Source organism: Salmonella sp. 32010601201800023SM, from assembly GCF_017572235.1.
Classification (GTDB): domain Bacteria; phylum Pseudomonadota; class Gammaproteobacteria; order Enterobacterales; family Enterobacteriaceae; genus Salmonella; species Salmonella enterica.
The window spans coordinates 166,371-192,555 of the sequence record NZ_JAGEQS010000007.1; the positions used below are offsets into that span (position 1 = coordinate 166,371).

Consider the following 26,185-nt stretch of genomic DNA (forward strand, 5'->3'; position numbering starts at 1 on the left):
GGTTATGGATTAACACGATGCTACAATGCGGCGCAAAGAAAGTTAACCCCGTGGAGCCGTTTGTGACGTCATTGCCCGTTGCCGCCGTATTGCCTGAATTGTTGACAGCCCTAAAAACCGCGCCGCAGGTTTTGTTGTCCGCGCCTACCGGGGCGGGGAAATCCACCTGGCTGCCGTTGCAACTCCTGCAACAGGGGCCGGTTGCTGGAAAAATCCTCCTGCTTGAACCGCGTCGTCTGGCGGCGCGTAATGTCGCGCAGCGTCTGGCGGAAGCGTTGAATGAAAAGCCTGGCGAAACGGTAGGTTACCGGATGCGCGCGCAAAGCTGCGTGGGGCCGCGTACCCGGCTGGAAGTGGTGACCGAAGGCGTATTGACCAGAATGATTCAGCGCGATCCCGAATTACGCGGCGTGGGGCTGGTGATACTGGATGAATTTCATGAGCGCAGTTTACAGGCGGATTTAGCGTTAGCGCTGTTGCTGGATATCCAGCAAGGGCTCCGTGACGATCTCAGGCTGTTAATCATGTCTGCGACGCTGGATAACGACAGGCTTTGTCAGCGACTGCCTGATGCGCCGACGATCGTCTCGGAGGGGCGCGCGTTCCCGGTGGAGCGACGTTATCAGCCGCTTGCGGCGCATTTGCGTTTTGATGAAGCCGTCGCGATGGCGACAGCGGAACTGCTGCGCAATGAAAACGGTTCGCTGCTGCTATTTTTACCCGGCGTAGGCGAAATACAGCGCGTTCATGAACATCTGGCGTCGCGGGTAGGGAGCGATGTCCTGCTTTGTCCTCTGTATGGCGCATTGTCTTTGGAGGCGCAACGCAAAGCGATTGTTCCCGCCCCCGCCGGGATGCGTAAAGTGGTATTGGCGACTAACATTGCCGAAACCAGTTTGACGATTGAAGGGATTCGTCTGGTCGTCGATAGCGCTCAGGAGCGCGTGGCGCGATTCGACGCGCGAACGGGACTGACGCGGCTGGTTACGCAGCGTATCAGTCAGGCGTCAATGACGCAGCGCGCGGGGCGCGCCGGACGACTGGCGCCGGGGATCTGTTTACATCTGCTGGCCAAAGAACAGGCGGAGCGGGCGGCGGCGCAAAGCGATCCGGAAATCTTACACAGCGACCTCTCCGGTTTGTTGATGGAAGTGTTGCAGTGGGGATGTCACGATCCGGCATCGCTTTTCTGGCTGGACAGGCCGCCGGAAGTGAATCTTCAGGCCGCCCGCCGTTTATTATTGATGTTAGGCGCGCTGGAGGGCGAGCGATTAAGCGCGCGGGGGCGGAAAATGGCGGCAACAGGTAACGATCCGCGCCTGGCGGCAATGTTAGTCAACGCCGGCGAGGGCGATAGCGCCGCCACTGCCGCCATGCTCGCGGCCATCCTTGAGGACCCGCCGCGCGGCGGCGGTACGGATTTAAGCGTAGTATTTTCGCGGCGACAGCCGGGCTGGCAGCAGCGTAGCCAGCAGCTTTTAAAACGGCTGCAGGTGCGTAATGGCGAGCCGGATAGCACGCTTATTATGCCGCTGTTGGCCAGAGCGTTTAGCGACCGCATCGCGCGGCGTCGTGGTCAGGAAGGGCGCTATCAGTTAGCCAATGGTATGGGCGCGATGTTAGATGCGGATGACGCGTTGGGACGTCATGAATGGCTGATCGCGCCGCTGTTACTGCAAGGTAGCGCCTCGCCGGACGCCCGAATATTGTTGGCGCAGCCGCTGGATATTGCCTCGCTGATTCAGGCGTGTCCTGATTTACTGCGCCAGTCCGACACGGTTGAATGGGACGAGGCGCAGGGAACGTTGAAAGCATGGCGCAGAATGCGTATTGGACAGTTGACGGTTAGCGTTCAGCCACTGGCGAAGCCGTCTGAAGAGGAGCTTCATCAGGCGATGCTGAACGGCATCCGCGATAGAGGTCTGTCCGTCCTTAACTGGACGCCGGAAGCGGAGCAGTTCCGTCTGCGTCTGCACTGTGCGGCGAAATGGCTGCCGGAATATGACTGGCCTGCCGTGGATGAGGCGTCGCTGCTGGCGACTCTGGAAAACTGGTTGCTGCCGCACATGACAGGCGTACAGTCGTTACGAGGGCTAAAATCCCTGAACGTTAATCAGGCGTTACGGGGACTGCTTGACTATGCCATGCTGCAACGTCTGGATAGTGAACTGCCTGGGCATTACACTGTGCCGACGGGAAGCCGAATAACGATTCGTTATCATGAAGATAACCCGCCCGCGCTGGCGGTCAGAATGCAGGAAATGTTTGGCGAAGCGAAGACCCCAACCATCGCTCAGGGCCGCGTGCCGCTGGTGCTGGAACTGCTTTCGCCAGCGCAGCGACCGCTACAGATTACGCGCGATTTAAGCGCTTTCTGGCAGGGGGCGTATCGCGAAGTGCAAAAAGAGATGAAGGGCCGTTACCCCAAACATGTCTGGCCGGACGATCCGGCGAATACGGCCCCAACGCGGCGCACGAAGAAGTATTCGTGACGTGTTATACGTTGCCTCCAGGCCAGATAAGGCGTTAATCGCCATCCGGCAAAAGGGTAAATTGAGAGATTTCTTCTTCTGTCGTCTGGCGGAAGAATAGAGAATCGGGCCTTTGCGCCTGTATGTTGCGGAGAAAAAGCATGGCGGGGAATGACCGCGAGCCGATTGGACGTAAGGGGAAACCGTCACGTCCTGTGAAACAAAAGGTGAGCCGTCGTCGGCAGCATGACGACGATTATGATGATGACTATGAGGATGAAGAACCGATGCCGCGTAAAGGTAAGGGCAAAGGGCGTAAGCCTCGTGGCAAGCGCGGCTGGCTGTGGCTATTGCTAAAACTGTTTATCGTTTTTGTGGTGCTGTTCGCCATTTACGGCGTCTATCTGGATCAAAAAATCCGCAGCCGTATTGATGGCAAGGTCTGGCAGCTTCCGGCGGCGGTATATGGCCGGATGGTGAACCTTGAGCCAGACATGCCTGTCAGCAAAAACGAGATGGTGAAATTGCTGGAAGCGACGCAGTATCGTCTGGTGACGAAGATGACCCGTCCCGGCGAATTTACCGTGCAGGCCAATAGCATTGAGATGATCCGTCGTCCGTTTGACTTCCCGGACAGCAAAGAAGGGCAGGTGCGCGCGCGGCTGACGTTCAGTGACGGGCGTCTGGAAACCATCGTCAATCTGGATAACAACCGCCAGTTTGGCTTCTTCCGTCTCGATCCGCGGCTTATCACCATGCTTTCTTCGCCAAATGGCGAGCAGCGTTTATTCGTCCCGCGCAGCGGTTTCCCGGATCTGCTGGTCGATACGCTGTTGGCGACGGAAGACCGTCATTTCTATGAGCATGATGGCATTAGTCTTTACTCTATCGGGCGTGCGGTACTGGCCAACCTGACGGCGGGACGTACGGTGCAGGGGGCAAGTACGCTAACCCAGCAGCTGGTGAAGAACCTGTTCCTCTCCAGCGAAAGATCATACTGGCGTAAAGCGAATGAAGCCTACATGGCGCTGATCATGGATGCCCGTTACAGTAAAGATCGTATTCTTGAGCTGTACATGAACGAGGTCTACCTCGGTCAAAGCGGGGACAATGAAATTCGCGGTTTTCCGCTGGCGAGCCTGTATTACTTTGGTCGTCCGGTAGAGGAGCTGAGCCTCGATCAGCAGGCGTTACTGGTGGGGATGGTAAAAGGGGCGTCGATTTATAACCCGTGGCGCAACCCGAAACTGGCGCTGGAGCGTCGTAACCTGGTGTTACGCCTGTTACAGCAGCAGAAAATCATCGATCAGGAACTCTATGACATGCTGAGCGCGCGTCCGCTTGGCGTACAGCCGCGCGGCGGCGTTATTTCACCGCAGCCAGCGTTTATGCAGATGGTTCGTCAGGAACTGCAGGCGAAGCTGGGGGATAAAATTAAAGATCTCTCCGGCGTGAAGATCTTCACCACCTTTGACTCCGTGGCGCAGGATGCCGCAGAAAAAGCCGTTGTCGAAGGCATTCCGGCGTTGAAGAAGCAGCGTAAATTGAGCGATCTGGAAACCGCGATGGTGGTAGTGGATCGCTTTAGCGGCGAGGTGCGCGCGATGGTTGGCGGGGCGGAGCCGCAGTATGCCGGCTATAACCGTGCCATGCAGGCGCGCCGTTCCATCGGGTCGCTGGCGAAACCGGCGACCTATCTGACCGCGTTAAGTCAGCCGAACTTATACCGTCTGAACACCTGGATTGCCGATGCGCCGATTTCTCTGCGCCAGCCGAATGGTCAGGTCTGGTCGCCGCAGAACGACGATCGTCGCTACAGCGAAAGCGGGAAAGTGATGCTGGTGGATGCGTTAACTCGCTCAATGAACGTACCGACGGTCAATCTGGGGATGGCGTTAGGTTTACCGGCGGTAACCGATACCTGGACGAAGCTCGGCGTGCCGAAAGATCAGCTCAATCCGGTTCCGGCTATGCTGTTAGGAGCGCTGAACCTGACGCCGATCGAAGTGGCGCAGGCGTTCCAGACTATCGCCAGCGGCGGAAATCGCGCGCCGTTATCAGCGCTGCGTTCAGTTATTGCGGAAGATGGTAAAGTGCTGTACCAAAGTTATCCGCAAGCTGAACGCGCCGTACCGGCACAGGCGGCTTACCTGACGCTCTGGACAATGCAGCAGGTCGTCCAGCGTGGTACGGGGCGTCAGCTTGGCGCGAAATATCCGGGTCTGCATCTGGCCGGTAAAACCGGGACGACAAACAACAATGTCGATACCTGGTTTGCCGGTATCGACGGCAGCCAGGTGACTATCACCTGGGTAGGCCGTGATAACAACCAGCCGACGAAATTGTACGGCGCCAGCGGCGCGATGGCGATTTACCAGCGCTATCTGGCGAACCAGACGCCGACGCCTTTAGTTCTGACGCCGCCGGAAGATGTGGTGGATATGGGCGTTGATTACGACGGTAATTTTGTCTGTAGCGGCGGTATGCGCACTCTGCCGGTCTGGACGGACGATCCAAATACGCTGTGCCAGCAGGGCGAGATGATGCAGCAACAGCAGCAGCCGTCAGGCAATCCGTTCGATCAGTCGTCTCAGCCGCAGCAGCCTGCGCAGCAACAGCCGCCGAAAGAAGAGAAGAGCGACGGCGTTGCCGGCTGGATTAAGGAGATGTTCGGCGGCAATTAATCACGGTAATAGTGCCGGGTGGCGCTGTGCTTACCCGGTCTACACCGTTACGACTCCATTATGTGCGACGTAGGCCGAATAAGACGCTTACGTCGCCATCCGGCAAATCCTCCATAAATAACATTTCAGTCTAATTTATTAACCCTTCCTTTTCATCTGGTTGTTTCTTAACCCCTTAGTTTTCGTAGGGCCGCGTATCGCTTGCCATTGCGACGATATTTCGCCTATCATGCTGCGGTTATAATAATAATTATCGTTTACGTTATCATTCACTTTCATCAGAGATATACCAATGGCGCGTCTTAAAACTGCTCAGCCAAACTCTTCACTGCGTAAAATCGCAGTTGTAGTAGCCACAGCGGTTAGCGGCATGTCTGTCTATGCACAGGCGGCGGTTCAACCGAAAGAAGAAACCATTACCGTAACCGCAGCGCCTGCGCCGCAGGAAAGTGCCTGGGGACCGGCTCCGACCATCGCCGCGAAGCGTTCCGCCACCACCACCAAAACTGATACACCTATCGAAAAAACGCCACAGTCGGTTTCGGTGGTCACTAACGAAGAGATGCAGATGCATCAATTCCAGTCAGTAAAAGAAGCGTTGGGTTACACGCCGGGTGTAACGGTAAGCAGCCGCGGCGCTTCCAATACCTATGACTTCGTGATTATCCGTGGCTTCTCTTCCGTCGGCCTGAGCCAGAACAACTATCTGGATGGCCTGAAATTGCAGGGGAACTTCTACAACGATGCGGTTATTGATCCCTACATGCTTGAGCGTGTTGAGTTGATGCGTGGCCCAACGTCCGTCCTCTACGGTAAGAGCAACCCGGGCGGTATCATTTCGATGGTTAGCAAGCGGCCGACTACTGAGCCGCTGAAAGAAATTCAATTCAAAATGGGGACGGACAATTTGTTCCAGACCGGTTTTGATTTTAGTGATTCCCTGGATGACAACGGTGAGTTCTCATATCGTCTGACGGGACTGGCGCGTTCGACAAATGAGCAGCAAAAGAGTTCTGAGTCGCAGCGCTATGCGATTGCGCCCTCTTTTACCTGGCGTCCTGATGAGAAAACGAATTTTACGTTCCTTTCTTATTTCCAGAACGAACCAGAGACCGGCTACTACGGCTGGCTGCCGAAAGAAGGAACGGTTGAACCGTTACCGAATGGTAAACGCTTGCCAACAGATTTTAATGAAGGGGCGTCAAACAACACCTATTCTCGTAACGAGAAAATGGTGGGATACAGTTTCGAGCATGGCTTCAACGACACCTTTACCGTGCGCCAGAATTTACGTTTTGTCGAAATGAAAACCGCGCAAAAAAGCGTCTATGGCACGGGGATTGCGGCGGACGGACATACGCTTAACCGCGGTACTATCGTTGACAACGAGCGTTTACAGAATTTCAGCGTAGATACACAACTGGAAAGTAAATTCGCGACCGGCGATATTGATCATACGTTGCTGACGGGTGTCGATTTCATGCGTATGCGTAATGATATTAACGCGACGTTTGGTAGCGCGCCGTCAATCGATCTCTATAACAATTACCATCCTGAATACTTTGCTTTCGGCGGCGCTGAGCCGTACCAGATGAACGAAAGTAAACAAACAGGCCTCTATGTTCAGGATCAGGCGGAATGGAATAAGTGGGTATTTACTCTCGGCGGCCGCTATGACTGGTCTAAACAAGCGACAACGGTGCGTCAGAATTCCACTACGCCGACAGAAGGATATATTGAACGTAATGACCACCAGTTCACCTGGCGCGGTGGCGTAAACTACGTATTCGATAATGGAATTTCACCTTACTTCAGCTATAGCCAATCTTTCGAGCCAAGCGCCTTCGATTTGTGGAGCACCCCACGCGTTTCTTACAAGCCGTCAAAAGGCGAGCAATATGAAGCAGGGGTGAAATATGTACCGAAAGACATGCCGGTTGTTGTTACGGGTGCCGTTTATCAGCTGACCAAAACCAATAACCTGACCGCCGATCCAACCAACCCATTAGCGCAGGTGCCGGCAGGCGAAATTCGTGCGCGAGGTGTAGAGCTGGAAGCCAAAGCAGCATTGACGGCTAACATCAATATGACGGCGTCTTACACTTATACTGATGCTGAATACACGAAAGACACTAATCTGAAAGGGAATACGCCAGAGCAGGTGCCTGAACACATGGCGTCGTTGTGGGGCGATTACACCTTCAACGACGGTCCGTTGTCAGGTTTAACGCTGGGAACAGGCGGTCGTTTTATTGGTTCCAGTTACGGCGATCCGGCTAATAGCTTCAAGGTAGGCAGCGCAGCGGTGATGGATGCGGTCGTCAAGTACGATCTGGCGCGTTTTGGTATGGCGGGCTCCAGCATTGCGGTTAACGTTAATAATCTGCTCGACCGCGAATACGTCGCCAGCTGCTTCCAGACCTACGGCTGTTTCTGGGGCGCAGAACGTCAGGTCGTTGCAACGGCAACCTTCCGTTTCTAATTTCTTTTTGGGCACGGCTTGCCGTGCCCGTTTTACAAGTTGGCTGCGATGCAGGAAAACCACATTCATTCCGATACCACCTTTGCGCTGCGAAGCGTCGCCTTTCGTGTGCCGGGCCGCACGCTTTTACACCCCCTCTCGTTAACGTTTCCCGCAGGTCGAGTCACCGGACTTATTGGCCATAATGGTTCCGGTAAATCCACGCTGTTAAAAATGCTGGGCCGCCATCAGCCGCCTTCCGAAGGGGATATTCTGCTCGACAATCAGCCGCTGGCGAGCTGGAGCAGCAAGGCGTTTGCCCGCAAAGTTGCCTATCTGCCTCAACAATTGCCGCAGGCGGAAGGAATGACGGTGCGCGAACTGGTAGCGATTGGCCGCTATCCGTGGCACGGCGCGTTGGGACGCTTTGGCGTCGCGGACCGGGAAAAAGTAGACGAGGCGATTACGCTGGTCGGCTTAAAACCGCTGGCGCATCGTCTGGTAGACAGTCTTTCCGGCGGCGAGCGCCAGCGCGCGTGGATTGCCATGCTGGTCGCGCAGGACAGCCGTTGTCTGCTGCTGGATGAGCCGACGTCAGCGCTGGATATCGCCCATCAGGTTGACGTGCTGGCGCTGGTGCATCGTTTAAGCCAACAGCGCGGGCTGACGGTGGTAGCGGTGCTGCACGATATCAACATGGCGGCCCGCTACTGTGATTATTTAGTCGCGCTACGCGGCGGTGAAATGATTGCGCAAGGAACGCCTGCGGAACTGATGCGCAGTGACACGCTGGAACAGATTTACGGTATCCCGATGGGTATCCTTCCGCATCCGGCGGGCGCGGCACCTGTGAGTTTTGTGTATTAATGCGTGATTTATATCCTCTTACTCGCCGCCGTTTATTAACGGCGATGGCGCTCTCGCCGCTGCTGTGGCAAATGAATACGGCGCAGGCTGCCGCTATCGATCCCCGCCGGATTGTGGCGCTGGAGTGGCTGCCGGTTGAGCTGCTGCTGGCGCTCGGTATTACGCCGTATGGCGTGGCGGACGTGCCAAATTATAAGCTGTGGGTTAGCGAACCGCCGTTGCCGGATTCGGTGATTGATGTGGGTCTTCGCACTGAACCCAATCTCGAACTGCTGACGGAGATGAAGCCGTCGTTTATGGTCTGGTCGGCAGGCTACGGACCCTCGCCGGAGAAACTGGCGCGGATCGCGCCGGGGCGCGGGTTCGATTTTAGCGACGGCAAAAAGCCGCTGGCGGTGGCCCGACGCTCGCTGGTTGAACTGGCGCAGACGCTGAATCTGGAAGCTGCGGCAGAAAAACATCTGGCGCAATACGATCGCTTCATCGCCAGCCAGAAGCCGCATTTTATCCGCCGCGGGGGGCGTCCGTTACTGATGACGACGCTTATCGATCCGCGGCATATGCTGGTGCTCGGCCCGAATTGCCTGTTCCAGGAGGTGCTGGACGAGTATGGCATCGTCAATGCCTGGCAGGGTGAAACCAACTTTTGGGGCAGTACGGCGGTTAGCATCGATCGGCTGGCGATGTATAAAGAAGCGGATGTGATCTGCTTCGATCACGGGAATAACACCGATATGAACGCGCTGATGGCAACGCCGCTGTGGCAGGCCATGCCGTTTGTCCGCGCCGGGCGCTTTCACCGGGTGCCCGCCGTTTGGTTCTATGGCGCGACCCTCTCCACGATGCACTTTGTCCGCATCCTGAATAACGTGTTGGGAGGCAAAGCGTGAGCAGAAAACGTGAAATGCCGGATGGCGGCGCGAAAAGCGTCTTATCCGACCTACGGTTCGGGCGCTTTGTAGGCCGGATAAGGCGAAGCCGCCATCCGGCGTTGCTGTTATTGGCGCTGTTTGTTGCCGCCTGCTGGCTGACATGGGTTAACTTCTCCGTTGCGCTACCGCGCAGCCAGTGGCAACAGGCTATCTGGTCACCGGATATCGACATCATTGAGCAGATGATTTTTCATTACAGCCTGCTGCCAAGACTGGCGATTTCGCTACTGGTGGGCGCGGGACTTGGGCTGGTAGGCGTCCTGTTCCAGCAAGTATTACGTAACCCGCTGGCGGAACCGACCACGCTGGGTGTGGCGACCGGCGCGCAATTGGGGATCACGGTGACTACGCTTTGGGCGATTCCCGGCGCGCTGACCACGCAGTTTGCCGCCCTGGCGGGAGCCTGTATCGTCGGCGCGCTGGTGTTCGGCGTGGCGTGGGGCAAACGTCTGTCGCCAGTGACCCTGATCCTCGCCGGGCTGGTGGTCAGCCTTTACTGTGGCGCAATCAACCAGTTACTGGTGATTTTCCACCACGATCAGTTGCAAAGCATGTTTTTATGGAGCACAGGAACGCTAACGCAAACCGACTGGAGCGGCGTGCAGCGTCTGTGGCCGCAGTTGCTGGGCGGCGTGATGCTCACGTTATTGTTGTTACGTCCGATGACGCTGATGGGGCTGGATGACGGCGTTGCGCGTAATCTGGGTCTGGCGCTGTCGTTAGCGCGTCTGGCGGCGCTGTCGCTGGCGATTGTGTTGAGCGCTCTGCTGGTCAACGCGGTGGGCATTATCGGTTTTATCGGCCTGTTTGCGCCGCTGCTGGCGAAAATGCTTGGCGCAAGACGTCTGCTGGCGCGCCTGATGCTGGCGCCGCTCATTGGGGCGCTTATTTTGTGGCTATCCGATCAGATTATCCTTTGGCTAACCCGCGTATGGATGGAGGTTTCCACCGGGTCAGTGACGGCGTTAATCGGCGCGCCGCTGCTCCTGTGGCTGCTGCCGCGGCTTAAAAGCATGAGCGCGCCGGATATGAACGCCAGCGATCGTGTGGCAGCGGAACGTCGGCACGTTCTTGCTTTTGCCGTTGCCGGTGGCGCGCTCCTGCTGCTGGCAACATGGGTCGCCCTCTCTTTTGGTCGCGACGCGCACGGCTGGACGTGGGCGAGCGGAACGCTGCTTGAAGAACTGATGCCGTGGCGCTGGCCGCGGATACTGGCGGCGTTAATGGCGGGCGTCATGCTGGCGGTGGCGGGCTGCATTATTCAGCGTCTGACCGGTAATCCAATGGCCAGCCCGGAAGTGCTGGGGATCAGTTCCGGAGCCGCGTTTGGCGTGGTGTTGATGCTGTTTTTGGTGCCGGGGAATGCCTTCGGTTGGCTACTGCCTGCCGGAAGCCTGGGCGCGGCGGCGACACTGCTGATTATTATGATAGCCGCCGGGCGCGGCGGTTTCTCGCCGCAACGGATGTTGCTGGCGGGGATGGCGCTCAGCACCGCGTTTACCATGCTGCTAATGATGCTCCAGGCGAGCGGCGACCCGCGGATGGCGGAAGTATTGACCTGGCTCTCAGGATCTACCTATAACGCCACTGGCGGGCAGGTTACGCGAACCGCGATCGTGATGGTGATTTTGCTGGCCATTGTGCCGTTGTGTCGCCGCTGGTTAACGATTTTGCCCCTGGGCGGCGATGCCGCGCGTGCGGTGGGCATGGCGCTTACGCCGTCGCGTATCGCGCTGCTGGCGCTGGCGGCGTGTTTGACGGCAACCGCGACGATGACCATTGGGCCGCTGAGTTTCGTTGGACTGATGGCGCCGCATATTGCGCGGATGCTCGGTTTTCGCCGGACGATGCCGCATATGGTCATCTCGGCGCTGGCAGGGGGCGTTTTACTGGTCTTTGCCGACTGGTGCGGCAGGATGGCGCTATTTCCGTATCAGATCCCGGCGGGACTGCTTTCAAGCTTTATTGGCGCGCCGTATTTTATCTATTTGCTACGTAAACAGAGTCGGTAAAAAAAGGCTGTGCCACATTTATGTCGGGTGGCAGCCATGCTCAACCCGACCTACAAATTACACAATATCAATATGTTGTGATAATATTTTGTAGGCCTAAAAATAGCTGAACGCTATCAGGTGCGAGAGCTGTCCTGTCACGTTTTATCGAGGGAACTCTGCTTTTATTTTCAGCAAGAAGCAGGTGTTATTTTTGTATCGATAAGTCATGAGCTATTTCAGTGGCGCGCCGCTGTCTCGTGAACAGGGTGACTAATTTCAACATATCCAGGCCCGAAACGTTGATGATAAATTGCGGCATGATCTATCCAATAATAAGAATTACCGGTTTCGGTATTAAGCCTTTTTAAATATTAAGATGCGGATGCCGCATCTTTAATGCATCTCGTAAATCAATTTTAATTTAATAATAAATTTTCATTATAAAACTTCGATAATAAAATATTATTTTTTTATCGAAGTAATAAAAAACAACTCTATTAAAATAAATTAATTGCCACGAGTAAACAAAAAAAATGTAATTTAGCATTTTTTGTTTTTTTTAATGAAATTTATACCAAAAATAAATGTTACGCGTCATTGCTATATATTCAGTACTGTAATTCTGATCTTTTTTTATTCATTTTGACATGTTTATTGCTTTTTTGGCTCTCCCGTCTTGCTTGCTTTGTTTGTTTTTTGAACGGTAAAAATATTTATTATTTAATTCTGATAATCCTTTAAATAAAAAACACTTGTCTTTGGGTTTTTAATGGAAAATACTTCACCGCGCCTAAGGGATGTTATTTATTAACGTGTTGTTTGCTTCTTTTGAATGTTGCATCGGCAATTTCATAACTCGTCATATAATATATATCTACTAATATAAACATGGGGTATTGAGTATAACTCCGTGTGAATAGCGTAAAAATACTCACCAACTTTTAATAAGGATGAAAAATGAATACAGCAGTAAAAGCTGCGGTTGCTGCCGCACTGGTTATGGGTGTTTCCAGCTTTGCCAATGCTGCGGGCAGTAATACTGGTACGGTTACTTTTACCGGTACTATTGAAGATTCACCGTGTTCAATCGTGGTTGGCGACGAACACCAGACCGTTAACCTGGGCCATATCGGTACCGGTTCTCTGATGGGCGGTAAAGAATCTTCAAAAGTCGATTTCCATATCGGTCTGGAAAACTGCGCATTCACCACTGAGAAAGAAGCGTCTACCGTTTTCTCTGCCATCGGTAACGAATCCAGCGCTAATCCGGGCAGCGTTGCGCTGATGCGTATCGGCGGCGGCGAAATGGCGGGTTCCAGCATTGTCATCGGCAACCACCTGGGTTCCGCGATCAAATTGGGCGACGCTTACAGCGAAAATCTGACGATGAACGGCAGCGTTGCGGCGGCGAAACAGACTCTTAACTTCAAAGCCTGGGTGAAAGGCGATTCCGCTGCCAGCACTATCGATACCGGCGAATTCAGCAGCACCGTAAACTTCACGATCAGCTATCTGTAAGTGAAATATCATCCTGCGGCAGTCTGCCGCAGGATAATGCTTAAAGTAAAAAAATAGATTATATATTTCAGGGATAGATTGTCTGATGGCTCACTATAAAAAATTTCGTCTGAGCACGCTTGCGGCCGTGGTGGGTATTGTTCTGGCTGTCGGTCCGGAAAATAGCTATGCGGAAGCGCCCATTCAATTTAATACCCGATTTCTTGATGTTAAAGATGATGCCAGCCTGGATCTCTCCCGTTTTTCCCGTAAAGGCTACATTATGCCGGGGAGCTATCATCTCCAGGTGCTGGTCAATCAGAGTCAAATTGCCCAGGATAATGTTATTACGTATTCCGTTGATAATAACGATCCTGATAACACCTATCCCTGTTTATCGCCTGAACTGGTATCGCTGCTGGGGTTAAAACCTGAAATAGCAGATAAAATGATCTGGATAAATGCCGGTCAGTGTCTGCAACCAGATCAACTGGAAGGGATGGAAACCCAAACGGATTTAAGCCAGTCAACGCTGACGGTGATTATTCCGCAGGCCTATCTGGAATACAGCGATGAAGAGTGGGATCCACCTTCCCGCTGGGATGAAGGGATTCCCGGCGTATTATTTGACTACAACGTTAACAGCCAGTGGCGGCATGCTGAACATGATGACGGCGATGAATATGACATCAGCGGCAACGGCACGGTGGGTGCCAACCTCGGCGCGTGGCGTTTGCGCGCGGACTGGCAGGCTAACTATCGTCACGAAAATGACAGCGAAGATAAAGACAACTTTGGCTCCAGTTCCGAACAGAACTGGGACTGGAACCGCTATTACGCCTGGCGGGCGATCCCGCAGCTCCGGGCGCAGCTAACGCTGGGCGAAGGATCGCTGGAATCCGATATTTTCGATGGCTTTAACTATGTTGGCGGCAGCCTTATCACCGACGATCAGATGTTACCGCCTAATCTGCGCGGCTACGCCCCGGATATATCAGGCGTGGCGCGCACCAACGCCAAAGTCACCGTGACCCAGCGCGGGCGGGTGATTTATGAGTCGCAAGTCCCGGCTGGGCCGTTTCGCATTCAGGATATTAATGAAACGGTATCCGGCGATCTACACGTCAAAATTGAAGAACAAAGCGGTCAGGTGCAGGAATATGACGTCAGCACCGCCTCCATTCCGTTTCTGACCCGTCCCGGCCAGGTGCGCTACAAGTTGGCAGCCGGGCGACCGCAGGACTGGGATCACAATATGGAAGGCGGCTTTTTCACCTCAGCCGAAGCCTCCTGGGGGATCGCTAACGGCTGGTCGCTGTACGGCGGTGCCATCGGTGAGCAGGATTATCAGGCGCTGGCGTTAGGACTGGGGCGCGATCTGGCGCTGCTGGGCGCGTTTTCCGTCGATGTCACCCATTCCCGTGCGACGCTGCCAGAGGGTAGCGCCTACGGCGACGGCACCATTCAGGGTAACTCGTTCCGTGCCAGCTACGCTAAAGATTTTGATGATATAGACAGCCGTCTGACGTTTGCTGGTTATCGCTTTTCCGAAGAAAACTACATGACGATGGACGAGTTTATCGATACGCATAATGACGATAACGATCGTCAGCGTACCGGCCACGATAAAGAGATGTATACCCTGACGTACAGCCAGAACTTTTCGGCAATAAACGTCAACGCCTATATCAACTACACCCATCGCACCTACTGGAATCAACCTAACCAGGACAGCTATAACCTGACGCTGTCGCACTATTTCGATGTCGGTGAGGTGCGCGGGATCAGTCTGTCGGTGAACGGTTTTCGCAACGAATATGACAATGAGCGTGATGACGGCGTGTACGTCTCGCTCAGTATTCCGTGGGGCAACAACCGCACGCTGAGCTACAACGGCTCCTTTAGCGATGACAACAACAGCAATCAGGTCGGCTATTACGAGCGCATTGACGATCGCAATAACTACCAGATCAACGCTGGTCGCGCGGATAACGGTGCGACTCTCGACGGCTACTACCGTCATCAAGCGAGCTATGCCGACATTGACGTCAGTGCGAACTATCAGGAAGGCGACTATACCTCCGGCGGGCTGAACATCCAGGGCGGCGCGACGCTGACTGCTAAAGGCGGGGCGCTGCACCGCACCAGCGTCAACGGCGGCTCGCGGCTGCTGGTGGATGTCGGCGATGAAGCGAACGTACCCATCTCCGGCTACAGCACGCCGGTATATACCAACGCGTTTGGTAAAGCCGTCATTGTCGACGTCAACGACTACTACCGCAACCTGGTGAAAATCGACATTACCCAGTTGCCGGAAGACGCGGAAGCAACTCTCTCCATCGCTCAGGCGACCCTGACGGAAGGGGCGATCGGTTATCGCCGCATGGAGGTGCTCAGCGGTAAAAAAGCCATGGCCAGTATCCGCCTGCGCGATGGCGGCACGCCGCCCTTCGGCGCAGAGGTTTACAACAGCCGCCAGCAACAGTTAGGGATCGTAGGTGAAGACGGCAGCGTTTATCTGATCGGCATTAACCCCGGCGAGCGGTTGCAGGTGACATGGGAAGGTAAAACGCAGTGTGAAGCGGCGTTGCCCGATCCGCTGCCGGGCGATCTGTTTAGCGGCCTGTTGCTGCCGTGCATCGGCGATGCTTCATCACCTGAGGCAACGCAGCCCGAAGAGAAACCATTACTCCAGCTTCATACGCAGCGGCGGACGTCTTCGACGCAACCCGAAGCGCTCTCTTCTCGTTATCCAACACATTGATTCAGGAAACCGCATTCATGATGCCATTAAAACGTTATAACCTGGCCGCTGTTTTGCTGCTTTTGCTGGGCGGCTACGGTAGCGCCCAGGCCGCCATCGCGCCCGATCGCACCCGCCTGGTGTTTCGCGGCGAAGATAAATCGATAAGCGTCGATCTGAAAAACGCCAACAGCAAACTGCCCTATCTGGCGCAGTCCTGGGTGGAGGATGAGAAGGGCGTCAAAATCACCTCGCCTTTAATCGTCGTCCCACCGGTCCAGCGCATTGAGCCGTCGGCAATCGGACAGGTCAAAATTCAGGGGATGCCGGCGCTGGCGTCGCTCCCCAAGGATCGGGAAACCCTTTTTTATTACAACGTGCGCGAAATTCCGCCGCAAAGCGACAAGCCCAATACGCTGCAAATCGCCCTGCAAACGCGCATCAAAGTTTTTTACCGCCCGCAGGCGCTATCGAAAATCGATATGCAGCATCCCTGGCAATACAAGATCACCCTTCAGCGTCAGGGCAATGGATATCAGGTGAGCAATCCGACCGGTTACTACGTGGTGTTAAGCAACGCCAGCAACCGCATGGACGGCACACCAGCCAGAGGCTTTAGCCCTTTAGTGATTGCACCAAAAAGCAACGTGACGCTGGGAGGGGACGCCAGTGAATTAGGTCACTCGCCTGTGCTGACTTACGTCAACGATTATGGCGCGCGGTTACCGCTGATTTTTAACTGTACTGACAACAGTTGTGCGGTAGATGAAGCAAAAAGCAGAAAGTCGTAACCGACAAGGAGACGCAAGATGAGGCAATGGCGGTTACGGCTGGGCACGGTAACGTGTGCGGCCATGCTGAGTGCGGTCAGTATGCCGCTGGCAGCGGGAAGTAAGACGGTCAACATGACGCTGACGATAGTCGTTAATGCCGCGCCGCCCTGTACTGTGACCGGCGGTGAGGTGGAATTTGGCAATGTGTTGACGACGAAAGTGGATGGGGTGAATTACCGGCAGGCGGTGGGCTATCGCCTGAGCTGTAACGGCAGAGTGAGCGATTACCTGAAGTTACAGATTCAGGGGAATGCGGTGACTATCAATGGCGAGTCGGTATTGCAAACCGATGTCGATGGATTGGGGATCCGTCTGCAAACCGCCACGGATGGCGCGCTGATTTCACCCGGCAATACGCAATGGTTGTCATTTCAATACAGCGGTGGCAGCGGTCCGGCCATCGAGGCGATTCCCGTCAAAAATAATGGCGTAACGTTAACAGGTGGCGCGTTTAACGCAGGCGCCACGTTGGTGGTGGATTACCAATGAAAAAAATAGTTTTGACGATGTTAATGGGGGGCAGCCTTGCCGCACAGGCAGCCGATAATCTTAAGTTTCACGGCACATTAATTTCACCGCCGAATTGTACGATTAACAATGATCAGACGATCGACGTTAAGTTCGGTAACCTGCTGATTAATAAAATAGATGGTACGCGTTATGCGCAGAATGTTCCGTATGAGATCACCTGTGATTCAACGGTGCGCGATGAGACGATGGCGATGACCCTGACGCTAAGCGGTTCCGTGAGTGATTTTAATCCGGCGGCGGTAAACACCAGCGTGGCGGGGCTGGGGATTGAACTCAGGCAGAACGACCAACCCTTTACGTTGGGGTCCACCATTACGGTGAATGAACAATCGATACCTGTTCTGAAAGCCATACCGGTTAAAAAGAGCGGTGCTTCGCTGAAAGAAGGCGGCTTCGATGCGACGGCAACATTACAGGTGGATTATCAGTAATGGCTAAAAGACAGGCGTTATTACACGGCGCGGCCTGCATCCTCTGTGGGGCGCTGATATTGCCGGTCTCAGCGGCAGATAACCTGCATTTTTCCGGTAGCCTGGTGGCCAGTCCTTGCACGCTCACGATGCAGGGGACGGGGATTGCCGAAGTCGATTTTTCGTCGCTTGACAGTTCTGATTTCACTCCCGACGGCCAGTCTGCTCGTAAGCTTTTGGTGTTTGAACTCACGGATTGCGATTCGGCGCTGAGTAACGGGGTGCAGGTGACTTTCACTGGAACCGAAGCGACCGGAATGCGCGGTATCCTGGCCATCGATAGCCATTCAGGTGCTTTTGGGATCGGGATTGGTATTGAAACGCTATCCGGCGTTCCCGTGGGCATGAACGATAAAGAGGGTGCGATATTCACGCTGGTGACGGGGAATAACGCGCTAAACCTGAATGCCTGGGTACAACGCCTTCCTGGCGAGGACCTGGTTCCGGGAACGTTCTTCGCAAGCGCACTAGTTACCTTTGAGTATTTATGATGAGAAGCATACAGATTTTATTTTTACTGTTGGCGGTCGTTTGTTGCCGTTCAATAGCGGCGGGACCCATGCTGAAAGCGACGTTTTCAAGCACCACGATGTATTATGGTATTGGCCCTAATAGCGACAAATCTATTGTGGCGGAGGTGACGATAGCGACTCCGGAGGGAGTGTACTATGGCTCCTGGAACCTTTCGGGACATCGTAAAGGAGAAACGCTAACCGCAGACTCCTGGTCTGGGCCAGAACCTGCGCCGAAGGTTGTATTGAAGGATTTTGATAACACTGTTTCGCGATCTGCGTGCAAGAATCTTCCCTCGAACTGGAGGGGGTGTGGTTCTTTTACCCTGGAGATTACGGTACAAAGCGATGATTATGGTTGCCCCTGGCTGGCGTCGAGCCATATCGTTGCTACCACTTTTATCACTAACGAAACGTATTCCCCGCCGGATACGCGCAGCTCAGTTTGCCCGAAAGTTCCCGTTGATACTTTTGATATCTCCTGGGATGCGAACGTTTCGAAACAGAAAACAACCCTCATGCTTGATGCCACCGGTGGCACGGTGAATCGCACGTTACATACCTATTTGATGGAGGGGGGGAAACTGTGCGATGGCAGCAAATTTGACAACCGTGGCGCTTATTGCCGTTTTGTCTCATCGGGTATTACGCTCAATGTGCTGGGCTGCGACCAGTCGAGCGTCACGACCAGCGCCGTTGATCATCCGATAACCGATGTTGAGCTTCATGACATTAATGTAGCGGTGAACACCCGCAACATTGGCTCCGGGCAGTTCACGTCGACCTGTAGCTTCCAGTATATTATTGATGAGCTTTAGGGGGGCTGGGTGTTTGGCGAAGATTCACGCTAACCTGGTATGAACCAAAAAAAAACCGGGTGGCGGCTTCGCCTTACCCGGCCTACGTTGTTTCTGGACGTTCTCTTTTACAGTTTCGCAAACACCCGACGCGCGGCGTCGATGGTGTTATTGATATCTTCTTCACTGTGCGCCACGGACATAAAGCCTGCTTCGAACGCGGACGGCGCCAGATATACGCCTTCCTCCAGCATCAGGTGGAAGAAACGCTTAAAGCGTTCAACGTCGCACGCCATCACGTCCTGATAGCAAGTTACGCTCTCAGCGTCGGTGAAGAAAATCCCGAACATGCCGCCGACATGGTTGACGACCAGTGGGATCCCCGCCTCCTGCGCCGCTTCGCACAGCCCTTCCGCCAGGCAGGTGGTGAGCTCATCCAGCGTTTCATGAATGCCGGGCTGGGCGACTTCATTCAGGCAGGCGAAACCGGCCGCCATCGCAATCGGGTTGCCGGAAAGGGTGCCCGCCTGGTAAACCGGGCCCGTCGGCGCCAGAGCATCCATTACATCGCGACGACCGCCAAACGCGCCTACCGGCATCCCGCCGCCGATGATTTTACCCAGACAGGTCAGGTCCGGCACGACGCCGTAGTAATCCTGGGCTCCGGCCAGCGCTACGCGAAAACCGGTCATTACTTCGTCGATAATCAGCAGCGCGCCGAACTCATCGCACAAGGCGCGCAGACCTGGCAGAAATTCCGGCAGCGGCGGGACGCAGTTCATATTACCTGCCACGGGTTCGACGATGATACAGGCGATTTCCTGCGGATATTGTTCAAACGCCGCGCGCACTGACGTCAGATCGTTATAAGTGCAGGTCAGCGTATGTTTCGCGAAATCCGCCGGCACGCCCGGCGAGTTCGGCTGACCGAGCGTCAGCGCGCCAGAACCGGCTTTGACCAGCAGACAGTCTGCGTGGCCGTGGTAGCAGCCTTCGAATTTGATAATCTTATCGCGGCCAGTAAAACCACGCGCCAGGCGAATAGCGCTCATCGTCGCTTCGGTGCCGGAGTTCACCATGCGCACCATGTCCATGGTCGGCACCAGGTTGGTCACCAGTTCCGCCATTTTTACTTCCATTTCGGTTGGCGCGCCGAAGCTTAAACCGCGCTCCGCAGCTTCGATCACCGCATTGCGGATAGCCGGATGGTTATGCCCCAGTACCATTGGCCCCCAGGAACCGACATAGTCGATATACGCTTTGCCATCGACATCATAAAGATAAGCGCCGTCCGCTTTTTCGATAAACAGCGGAGTACCGCCTACGCCAGTGAAGGCGCGAACAGGGGAGTTCACGCCACCGGGGATCAGCTCGCGGGCCGCGCTATAGAGATTTTCAGACTTACTCATGGAAAGATTCCTGGTTCGTAGAAAAAGTGAATACCCGCTATTCTAAGTTATTCAGAGAAGGTTATGAAAGTTTTACGCATTTGAAACAATACGATTTGCAGGGGATTTTCGCGGCGTTGGCGAGTAGAATGCCGACTTTAGATTTGTATTACCAATTAATGATCTTCTGATGAAAACAGACACTTCCACCTTTTTAGCTCAGCAAATTGTGCGTTTACGGCGCAGAGATCAGATTCGCCGGTTAATGCAGCGGGATAAAACGCCGCTGGCCATCCTGTTCATGGCGGCCGTTGTCGGCACGCTTACCGGACTGGTTGGCGTCGCCTTTGAAAAGGCGGTTTCCTGGGTACAAAACATGCGCATTGGCGCGCTGGTTCAGGTCGCGGACCATGCGTTTTTGCTTTGGCCGCTGGCCTTTATCCTTTCGGCGTTACTGGCGATGGTCGGCTACTTTTTGGTGCGAAAATTTGCGCCGGAAGCTGGCGGCTCGGGTATCCCGGAAATTGAAGGCGCGCTGGAGGAGCTACGTCCGGTGCGCTGGTGGCGCGTGTTGCCGGTGAAGTTTATCGGCGGGATGGGAACGTTGGGCGCAGGAATGGTATTAGGGCGCGAAGGGCCAACGGTGCAAATCGGGGGCAACCTGGGGCGCATGGTGCTGGATGTTTTTCGTATGCGCAGCGCCGAAGCGCGGCATACGTTGCTGGCGACCGGCGCGGCGGCGGGGCTCTCTGCGGCGTTTAACGCGCCGCTGGCGGGTATCCTGTTCATTATTGAAGAGATGCGCCCGCAGTTTCGCTACAACCTGATTTCGATTAAAGCGGTGTTTACCGGCGTCATCATGTCGAGCATTGTGTTCCGCATATTTAACGGCGAAGCGCCGATTATTGAAGTCGGCAAACTGTCTGATGCGCCGGTTAACACACTGTGGTTATACCTTATCCTCGGCATTATTTTTGGCTGCGTCGGGCCGGTATTTAATTCGTTGGTGCTGCGTACCCAGGATATGTTTCAGCGCTTTCATGGCGGCGAAATTAAAAAATGGGTGCTTATGGGCGGCGCGATCGGCGGCCTGTGCGGTATTCTGGGGTTGATTGAGCCGGAAGCGGCAGGCGGCGGATTTAACCTTATTCCTATCGCCGCGGCAGGTAATTTTAGCGTCGGGCTACTGCTGTTCATCTTTATTGCCCGGGTTGTCACGACGCTGCTTTGCTTTTCTTCCGGCGCGCCGGGGGGCATTTTCGCCCCGATGCTGGCGCTGGGAACGCTGCTTGGTACGGCCTTCGGTATGGCGGCGGCAGTGCTTTTCCCGCAGTATCACCTGGAGGCCGGTACCTTTGCGATTGCCGGGATGGGGGCGCTGATGGCGGCGTCGGTGCGCGCCCCGCTGACGGGGATTGTGCTGGTGCTGGAGATGACCGATAACTACCAGCTCATTTTGCCAATGATTATCACCTGTCTTGGCGCGACACTATTAGCCCAGTTTTTGGGCGGGAAACCGTTATACTCAACCATCCTGGCGCGCACTCTGGCGAAGCAGGATGCGGAACAGGCGGCGAAAAGCCAGAATGCGCCTGCGGGCGAGAATACTTGAACGAATTACCAGGGTATTAGATAATGACTGCCAATATTGGGTGAAAATTTATCCAATTACCGATGTCGTTTGGAGCAAAATATGAGTGATGACGTAGCGCTGCCGCTGCAGTTTACCGACGCAGCAGCGAATAAAGTAAAAAGTCTTATCGCTGACGAAGATAACCCGAATCTGAAATTGCGCGTGTATATCACCGGCGGTGGTTGCAGCGGCTTCCAGTATGGTTTTACCTTTGACGATCAGGTTAACGAAGGGGATATGACCATCGAAAAACAGGGCGTTGGCCTGGTGGTTGACCCGATGAGTTTGCAGTATCTGGTGGGTGGTTCGGTCGATTATACCGAAGGCCTGGAAGGTTCCCGCTTCATTGTAACCAACCCGAATGCGAAAAGTACCTGCGGGTGTGGCTCTTCCTTCAGCATTTGATCGCTGTTCGTTGTGCCGGATGGCGACGCGAGCGTCTTATCCGGCCTACAGGAAAGATGTTCCAGGCCCGATAAGCGTAGCGCCATCGGGCAAAACAATATCAACGTCCGTTTTCATCCAGGGCAAACGTCGGCAATTTCAAATGCCAGCGAATGGCCGCCAGCCGAATAAACAGCGTGACGACCATACCCATCATGCTGGCGCTTTCCAGCGGTACTGAAAACGTATAAAACGCGGTGGCGTGAACAATCCCGCCGATAATACAGGCCGTGGCATAGATTTCGGTGCGTAGGATCATGGGGATCTCGCGTGCCAGAACATCGCGAATAATCCCGCCGCCGACGCCGGTAATCACGCCCATACAGACGGCCACTAATGGCCCCGTTTCAGCGAGGAAGGCTTTATTCACCCCAATGCCGACAAACACCGCCAGCCCGACCGCATCCAGCACCGGCAACATCCATTTCGGCAGACGTCTTGGCTGGCGAACCAGCAGGATGGTCAGCATACTGGTGACCATGGCGACGACCAGGTCGGTAGGATCTTTAACCCAGAATACCGGGCCGTTATCCAGCGCCATATCGCGGATTGTCCCGCCGCCGACGGCAGTAACGACGCCGAGCACCAGGACGCCGAACGGATCCATACGTAATTTCCCGGCCAGCAACACGCCAGAGATAGCAAATACAGCCGTGCCTACAATATCCAGCCAATAGACGAGCATTGTCGAATCCCCACTGGGAGCCTGGTAAGACAGGCTCTAATTCACCTGTGAAAGCGCATTACAGAGTTGTTTTGCGGCGAGGATAATACGCGGGCTTGCGCGTTCAAACCAGTCGCTGTTAAGCGGAATAACCGGAATTTTTAACAGGTTTCCCCAGTATTGTTCAATTTTGAGAATTTCGCCCGCTTTTCCGGCCACGATAATGGCCTGGGGATGCCTTGCCAGCACCTGCTCACGGCTGACTTGCGGCCACGGCACGCGGCTGTCAGCAAAGACGTTTTCTCCGCCGCAGGTCGTCAAAACCTGATGTTGAATAGACCCTTTACCACTGGTAAACAGAGGATTCATGCCAAACTGAAGAAAGACGCGCTTTTTAGCTTTACCGGCATACTCGACTTTGAGCGCGGCGTACTCGTTTAGCAATGTCTGCGCTGCCTGCTGAGCCTTTTCCGGCTGCGGGCTCCAGGCGGCCAGTTGGCGGAGCGCGTCGGCGATCTGTTCGATGCTTACCGCGTCCACCCACATGACCTTAATACCTAATGACGTCAGTTGGTTTACCTGGCGTTCCGCATTACCGCCGCGCCAGGCGACGACCAGATCCGGCTTCAGCGCCACAATGCGTTCCAGATTCATTCCCTGCCAGGTAGAGACCTGTTCTATTTTTTGCGCTTCGGGCGGGTAGTCGGAATAGCTGCTGACGCCAACGGGCGTAATCCCGGCGGCAAAAGCGAGCTCCGTATTGGCGGGAGAGAGGGTAATGACGCGCGGCGCAGCGTAAAGCCACACCGGGAGCGTAAGCAGCAGGGCGACCAGCGCCCTGAACATTTGCTTAGCCATGCGCCAGTTTCTGTACCAGCGTTTCGACCATCAGAGTCGACTGTTTCGCCGCCACCGCGAGGAATTCGTCAAAGCTGAGGTGCGATTGCTGATCGGCCACGTCAGAGATAGCGCGTACCACCACGAACGGCACGTTGAAGTTATGGCAGACGTGGGCGATAGCGGTGGCTTCCATCTCTACGGCGACCGCGTCGGGGAAGTTATGCCGAATTTTCGCCAGCCCGACGGAGCCGTTAATAAACGCGTCGCCGCTAACAATAAGGCCGCGTACCGCGTTCAGATTCAACTCCCTGATGCAGGATTCCGCGGCGGCGATCAGTTTGTCATCGGCCTTAAATCCGGCCGGACAGCCCGGTAATTGCCCGTATTCATAGCCGAAAGCGGTCACATCAGCGTCGTGGTAACGCGCTTCGTCAGAGACGACGATATCGCCGACCTTCAGCGTGGACGCCAGACCGCCTGCGGAACCGGTATTGATGATCACGTCCGGCTTGCAGTGCTCCAGAAGCAACGTTGCGCCCAGCGCCGCCGCGACTTTACCGATACCGGATTTCAGCAACGCCACTTCGGTGCCGTTCAACTGGCCAGTGTAAATTTCGCAGCCGCCCAGCGTAATCGTCTGACGGTTGTCAATTTTGTCACGCAGCAGCGTAACTTCTTCTTCCATTGCGCCAATGATGCCGATTTTCATAGATTTACTCGCGATAAGTCAGTTTTGGGGGCATAGTTTATCATGCGCTTATGGGGAAGCGCATTTCTCAGGCGGGGAGAGGATATGGCATCGATCGATTTCCGAAATAAAATTAACTGGCATCGTCGTTATCGTTCACCGCAGGGCGTAAAGACGGAACATGAGATCCTGCGGATTTTTGAAAGCGATCGCGGGCGGATTATCAACTCTCCGGCTATACGCCGTTTGCAGCAAAAAACGCAGGTTTTCCCGCTGGAGCGCAATGCCGCGGTGCGTACTCGCCTGACGCATTCGATGGAGGTGCAGCAGGTAGGGCGTTATATCGCGAAAGAGATTTTAAGCCGCCTGAAAGAGCAAAACCGACTGGAGGAGTACGGTCTGGATGCGCTGACCGGTCCCTTTGAAAGTATTGTGGAAATGGCCTGCCTGATGCACGACATCGGTAATCCGCCGTTCGGTCATTTTGGCGAGGCGGCGATTAATGACTGGTTTCGTCAGCGGCTGCATCCGGAAGATGCGGAAAGTCAGCCGCTCACGCATGATCGCTGTGTGGTTTCCTCGCTACGGTTACAGGAAGGCGAAGAAAATCTGAACGATATTCGCCGCAAGGTACGTCAGGATATCTGCCATTTTGAAGGCAATGCACAGGGAATTCGTCTGGTACATACGCTCATGCGGATGAATCTTACCTGGGCGCAGGTTGGCGGAATTTTAAAATATACCCGTCCGGCATGGTGGCGAGGGCCGGTGCCGGATTCCCATCGCTATTTAATGAAGAAACCGGGCTATTATCTTTCTGAAGAGAAGTATATTGCGAGGTTACGTAAAGAACTGCAGTTAGCGCCTTACAGTCGCTTTCCATTAACGTGGATTATGGAAGCCGCAGATGATATTTCTTATTGTGTCGCCGATCTTGAAGACGCGGTAGAGAAAAGAATCTTTAGCGTTGAGCAGCTTTATCACCATTTATATCACGCGTGGGGCCACCATGAGAAGGATTCGCTGTTTGAGCTGGTGGTAGGAAATGCATGGGAAAAATCACGCGCCAATACATTAAGCCGCAGTACCGAAGATCAGTTTTTTATGTATTTACGGGTAAATACATTAAATAAACTGGTGCCCTATGCCGCTCAGCGTTTTATTGATAATTTGCCGCAGATTTTTGCCGGTACCTTCAATCAGGCGTTGCTGGAAGATGCCAGCGGTTTTAGCCGCCTGCTTGAACTCTATAAGAATGTGGCGGTTGAACATGTGTTTAGCCATCCGGATGTAGAACAGCTTGAACTACAGGGATACCGGGTGATCAGCGGGTTATTAGATATCTATCAGCCGCTATTAAGCCTGCCGCTTAACGACTTTCGCGAGCTGGTGGAAAAAGAACGGTTGAAACGCTTCCCCATAGAATCGCGCTTATTTCAGAAACTTTCTACGCGCCATCGTTTGGCCTACGTGGAAGTCGTCAGTAAATTACCCACGGATTCGGCGGAGTACCCGGTACTGGAATATTATTATCGCTGTCGGTTGATTCAGGATTATATCAGCGGGATGACTGACCTTTACGCATGGGATGAATATCGGCGTTTGATGGCGGTCGAACAGTAAATGGACTTTTGTAAAGATGGACAATAAATTTTTACTTTTTCCAGAAACTTTGTTCCGGAACTTCGCGTTATAAAATGAATCTGACGTACACAGCAATTTTGCGTTACCTGTTA

Annotated in this window: 20 protein-coding genes; 16 read left to right on the forward strand and 4 right to left on the reverse strand. The window is 54.4% G+C overall.

Going from position 1 to position 26,185, the window contains the following annotated elements:
- Nucleotides 1–62: 62 nt before the first annotated feature.
- From hrpB to stfH, 13 genes are all read left to right on the forward strand, one after another.
- Entirely contained in the window at nt 63–2,492 is a 2,430-nt protein-coding gene (hrpB, locus tag J4617_RS19530) for an ATP-dependent helicase HrpB (protein ID WP_001748938.1), read from the forward strand.
- 140 nt (nt 2,493–2,632) lie between these two features.
- Nucleotides 2,633–5,155: a bifunctional glycosyl transferase/transpeptidase gene (gene mrcB, locus J4617_RS19535; RefSeq protein WP_000918127.1), complete on the forward strand. Its 2,523-nt coding sequence runs from the start codon at nt 2,633–2,635 to the stop codon at nt 5,153–5,155.
- A 292-nt stretch (nt 5,156–5,447) separates the two neighbouring features.
- Nucleotides 5,448–7,637: a ferrichrome porin FhuA gene (gene fhuA, locus J4617_RS19540; RefSeq protein WP_000113226.1), complete on the forward strand. Its 2,190-nt coding sequence runs from the start codon at nt 5,448–5,450 to the stop codon at nt 7,635–7,637.
- Between the two features lie 48 nt (nt 7,638–7,685).
- Nucleotides 7,686–8,483, forward strand: a complete 798-nt coding sequence (fhuC, locus tag J4617_RS19545) for a Fe3+-hydroxamate ABC transporter ATP-binding protein FhuC (RefSeq protein ID WP_001157204.1) — start codon at nt 7,686–7,688, stop codon at nt 8,481–8,483.
- A complete protein-coding gene (fhuD, locus tag J4617_RS19550) occupies nt 8,483–9,373 on the forward strand; it encodes a Fe(3+)-hydroxamate ABC transporter substrate-binding protein FhuD (protein WP_001205357.1) in 891 nt (296 codons plus the stop codon). Before fhuC ends, fhuD begins: the two co-directional genes overlap by 1 nt.
- Before the next feature lie 14 nt (nt 9,374–9,387).
- Entirely contained in the window at nt 9,388–11,427 is a 2,040-nt protein-coding gene (gene fhuB, locus J4617_RS19555; protein WP_023211133.1) for a Fe(3+)-hydroxamate ABC transporter permease FhuB, read from the forward strand.
- A 939-nt stretch (nt 11,428–12,366) separates the two neighbouring features.
- Entirely contained in the window at nt 12,367–12,927 is a 561-nt protein-coding gene (gene stfA / locus J4617_RS19560; RefSeq protein WP_001090553.1) for a fimbrial major subunit StfA, read from the forward strand.
- An 85-nt stretch (nt 12,928–13,012) separates the two neighbouring features.
- Nucleotides 13,013–15,670, forward strand: coding sequence for a fimbrial biogenesis outer membrane usher protein (locus tag J4617_RS19565; protein WP_000951676.1), 2,658 nt, complete (start codon nt 13,013–13,015; stop codon nt 15,668–15,670).
- A gap of 17 nt (nt 15,671–15,687) precedes the next feature.
- On the forward strand, nt 15,688–16,440 hold the full coding sequence (gene stfD / locus J4617_RS19570; RefSeq protein WP_000982721.1) for a fimbrial chaperone StfD: 753 nt from the start codon (nt 15,688–15,690) through the stop codon (nt 16,438–16,440).
- A gap of 18 nt (nt 16,441–16,458) precedes the next feature.
- On the forward strand, nt 16,459–16,971 hold the full coding sequence (locus tag J4617_RS19575) for a fimbrial protein (RefSeq protein ID WP_001250313.1): 513 nt from the start codon (nt 16,459–16,461) through the stop codon (nt 16,969–16,971).
- Nucleotides 16,968–17,444 carry a fimbrial minor subunit StfF gene (gene stfF, locus J4617_RS19580; RefSeq protein ID WP_000725075.1) on the forward strand — a complete coding sequence of 159 codons (477 nt, stop codon included), beginning with the start codon at nt 16,968–16,970 and terminating at the stop codon, nt 17,442–17,444. Before J4617_RS19575 ends, stfF begins: the two co-directional genes overlap by 4 nt.
- Nucleotides 17,444–17,974: a fimbrial protein gene (locus J4617_RS19585; protein WP_017465930.1), complete on the forward strand. Its 531-nt coding sequence runs from the start codon at nt 17,444–17,446 to the stop codon at nt 17,972–17,974. The genes stfF and J4617_RS19585 overlap by 1 nt, the downstream gene beginning before the upstream one ends.
- The gene (gene stfH, locus J4617_RS19590) at nt 17,974–18,813 is read left to right on the forward strand and encodes a fimbrial adhesin StfH (RefSeq protein ID WP_023243417.1); all 840 of its coding nucleotides are present in this window, start codon (nt 17,974–17,976) and stop codon (nt 18,811–18,813) included. Before J4617_RS19585 ends, stfH begins: the two co-directional genes overlap by 1 nt.
- 107 nt (nt 18,814–18,920) lie before the next feature.
- On the opposite strand, the gene hemL is transcribed toward stfH, so the two are convergent.
- On the reverse strand, nt 18,921–20,201 hold the full coding sequence (gene hemL / locus J4617_RS19595; protein WP_017465928.1) for a glutamate-1-semialdehyde 2,1-aminomutase: 1,281 nt from the start codon (nt 20,199–20,201) through the stop codon (nt 18,921–18,923).
- 169 nt (nt 20,202–20,370) lie between these two features.
- On the opposite strand from hemL, the gene clcA reads away from it, so the two are divergent.
- Entirely contained in the window at nt 20,371–21,792 is a 1,422-nt protein-coding gene (gene clcA, locus J4617_RS19600; RefSeq protein ID WP_000845429.1) for a H(+)/Cl(-) exchange transporter ClcA, read from the forward strand.
- 81 nt (nt 21,793–21,873) lie between these two features.
- The gene (gene erpA, locus J4617_RS19605) at nt 21,874–22,218 is read left to right on the forward strand and encodes an iron-sulfur cluster insertion protein ErpA (protein ID WP_001278668.1); all 345 of its coding nucleotides are present in this window, start codon (nt 21,874–21,876) and stop codon (nt 22,216–22,218) included.
- A 100-nt stretch (nt 22,219–22,318) separates the two neighbouring features.
- Here erpA and J4617_RS19610 read toward each other — a convergent pair whose 3' ends face one another.
- From J4617_RS19610 to mtnN, 3 genes are read right to left on the reverse strand one after another with little or no spacing between them, the layout of a single operon-like run.
- Nucleotides 22,319–22,942 (reverse strand): TRIC cation channel family protein, encoded by a 624-nt coding sequence (locus J4617_RS19610; protein ID WP_000964234.1) that lies wholly within the window; start codon nt 22,940–22,942, stop codon nt 22,319–22,321.
- A gap of 36 nt (nt 22,943–22,978) precedes the next feature.
- On the reverse strand, nt 22,979–23,779 hold the full coding sequence (btuF, locus tag J4617_RS19615; protein ID WP_001118836.1) for a vitamin B12 ABC transporter substrate-binding protein BtuF: 801 nt from the start codon (nt 23,777–23,779) through the stop codon (nt 22,979–22,981).
- Complete coding sequence (gene mtnN / locus J4617_RS19620; RefSeq protein WP_000689821.1) at nt 23,772–24,470, reverse strand: 5'-methylthioadenosine/S-adenosylhomocysteine nucleosidase; 699 nt, start codon at nt 24,468–24,470, stop codon at nt 23,772–23,774. The genes btuF and mtnN overlap by 8 nt, the downstream gene beginning before the upstream one ends.
- Before the next feature lie 84 nt (nt 24,471–24,554).
- Between mtnN and dgt the strand changes: the two genes are divergently transcribed.
- Complete coding sequence (dgt, locus tag J4617_RS19625; protein ID WP_208290708.1) at nt 24,555–26,072, forward strand: dGTPase; 1,518 nt, start codon at nt 24,555–24,557, stop codon at nt 26,070–26,072.
- The last annotated feature ends 113 nt before the right edge of the window (nt 26,073–26,185 follow it).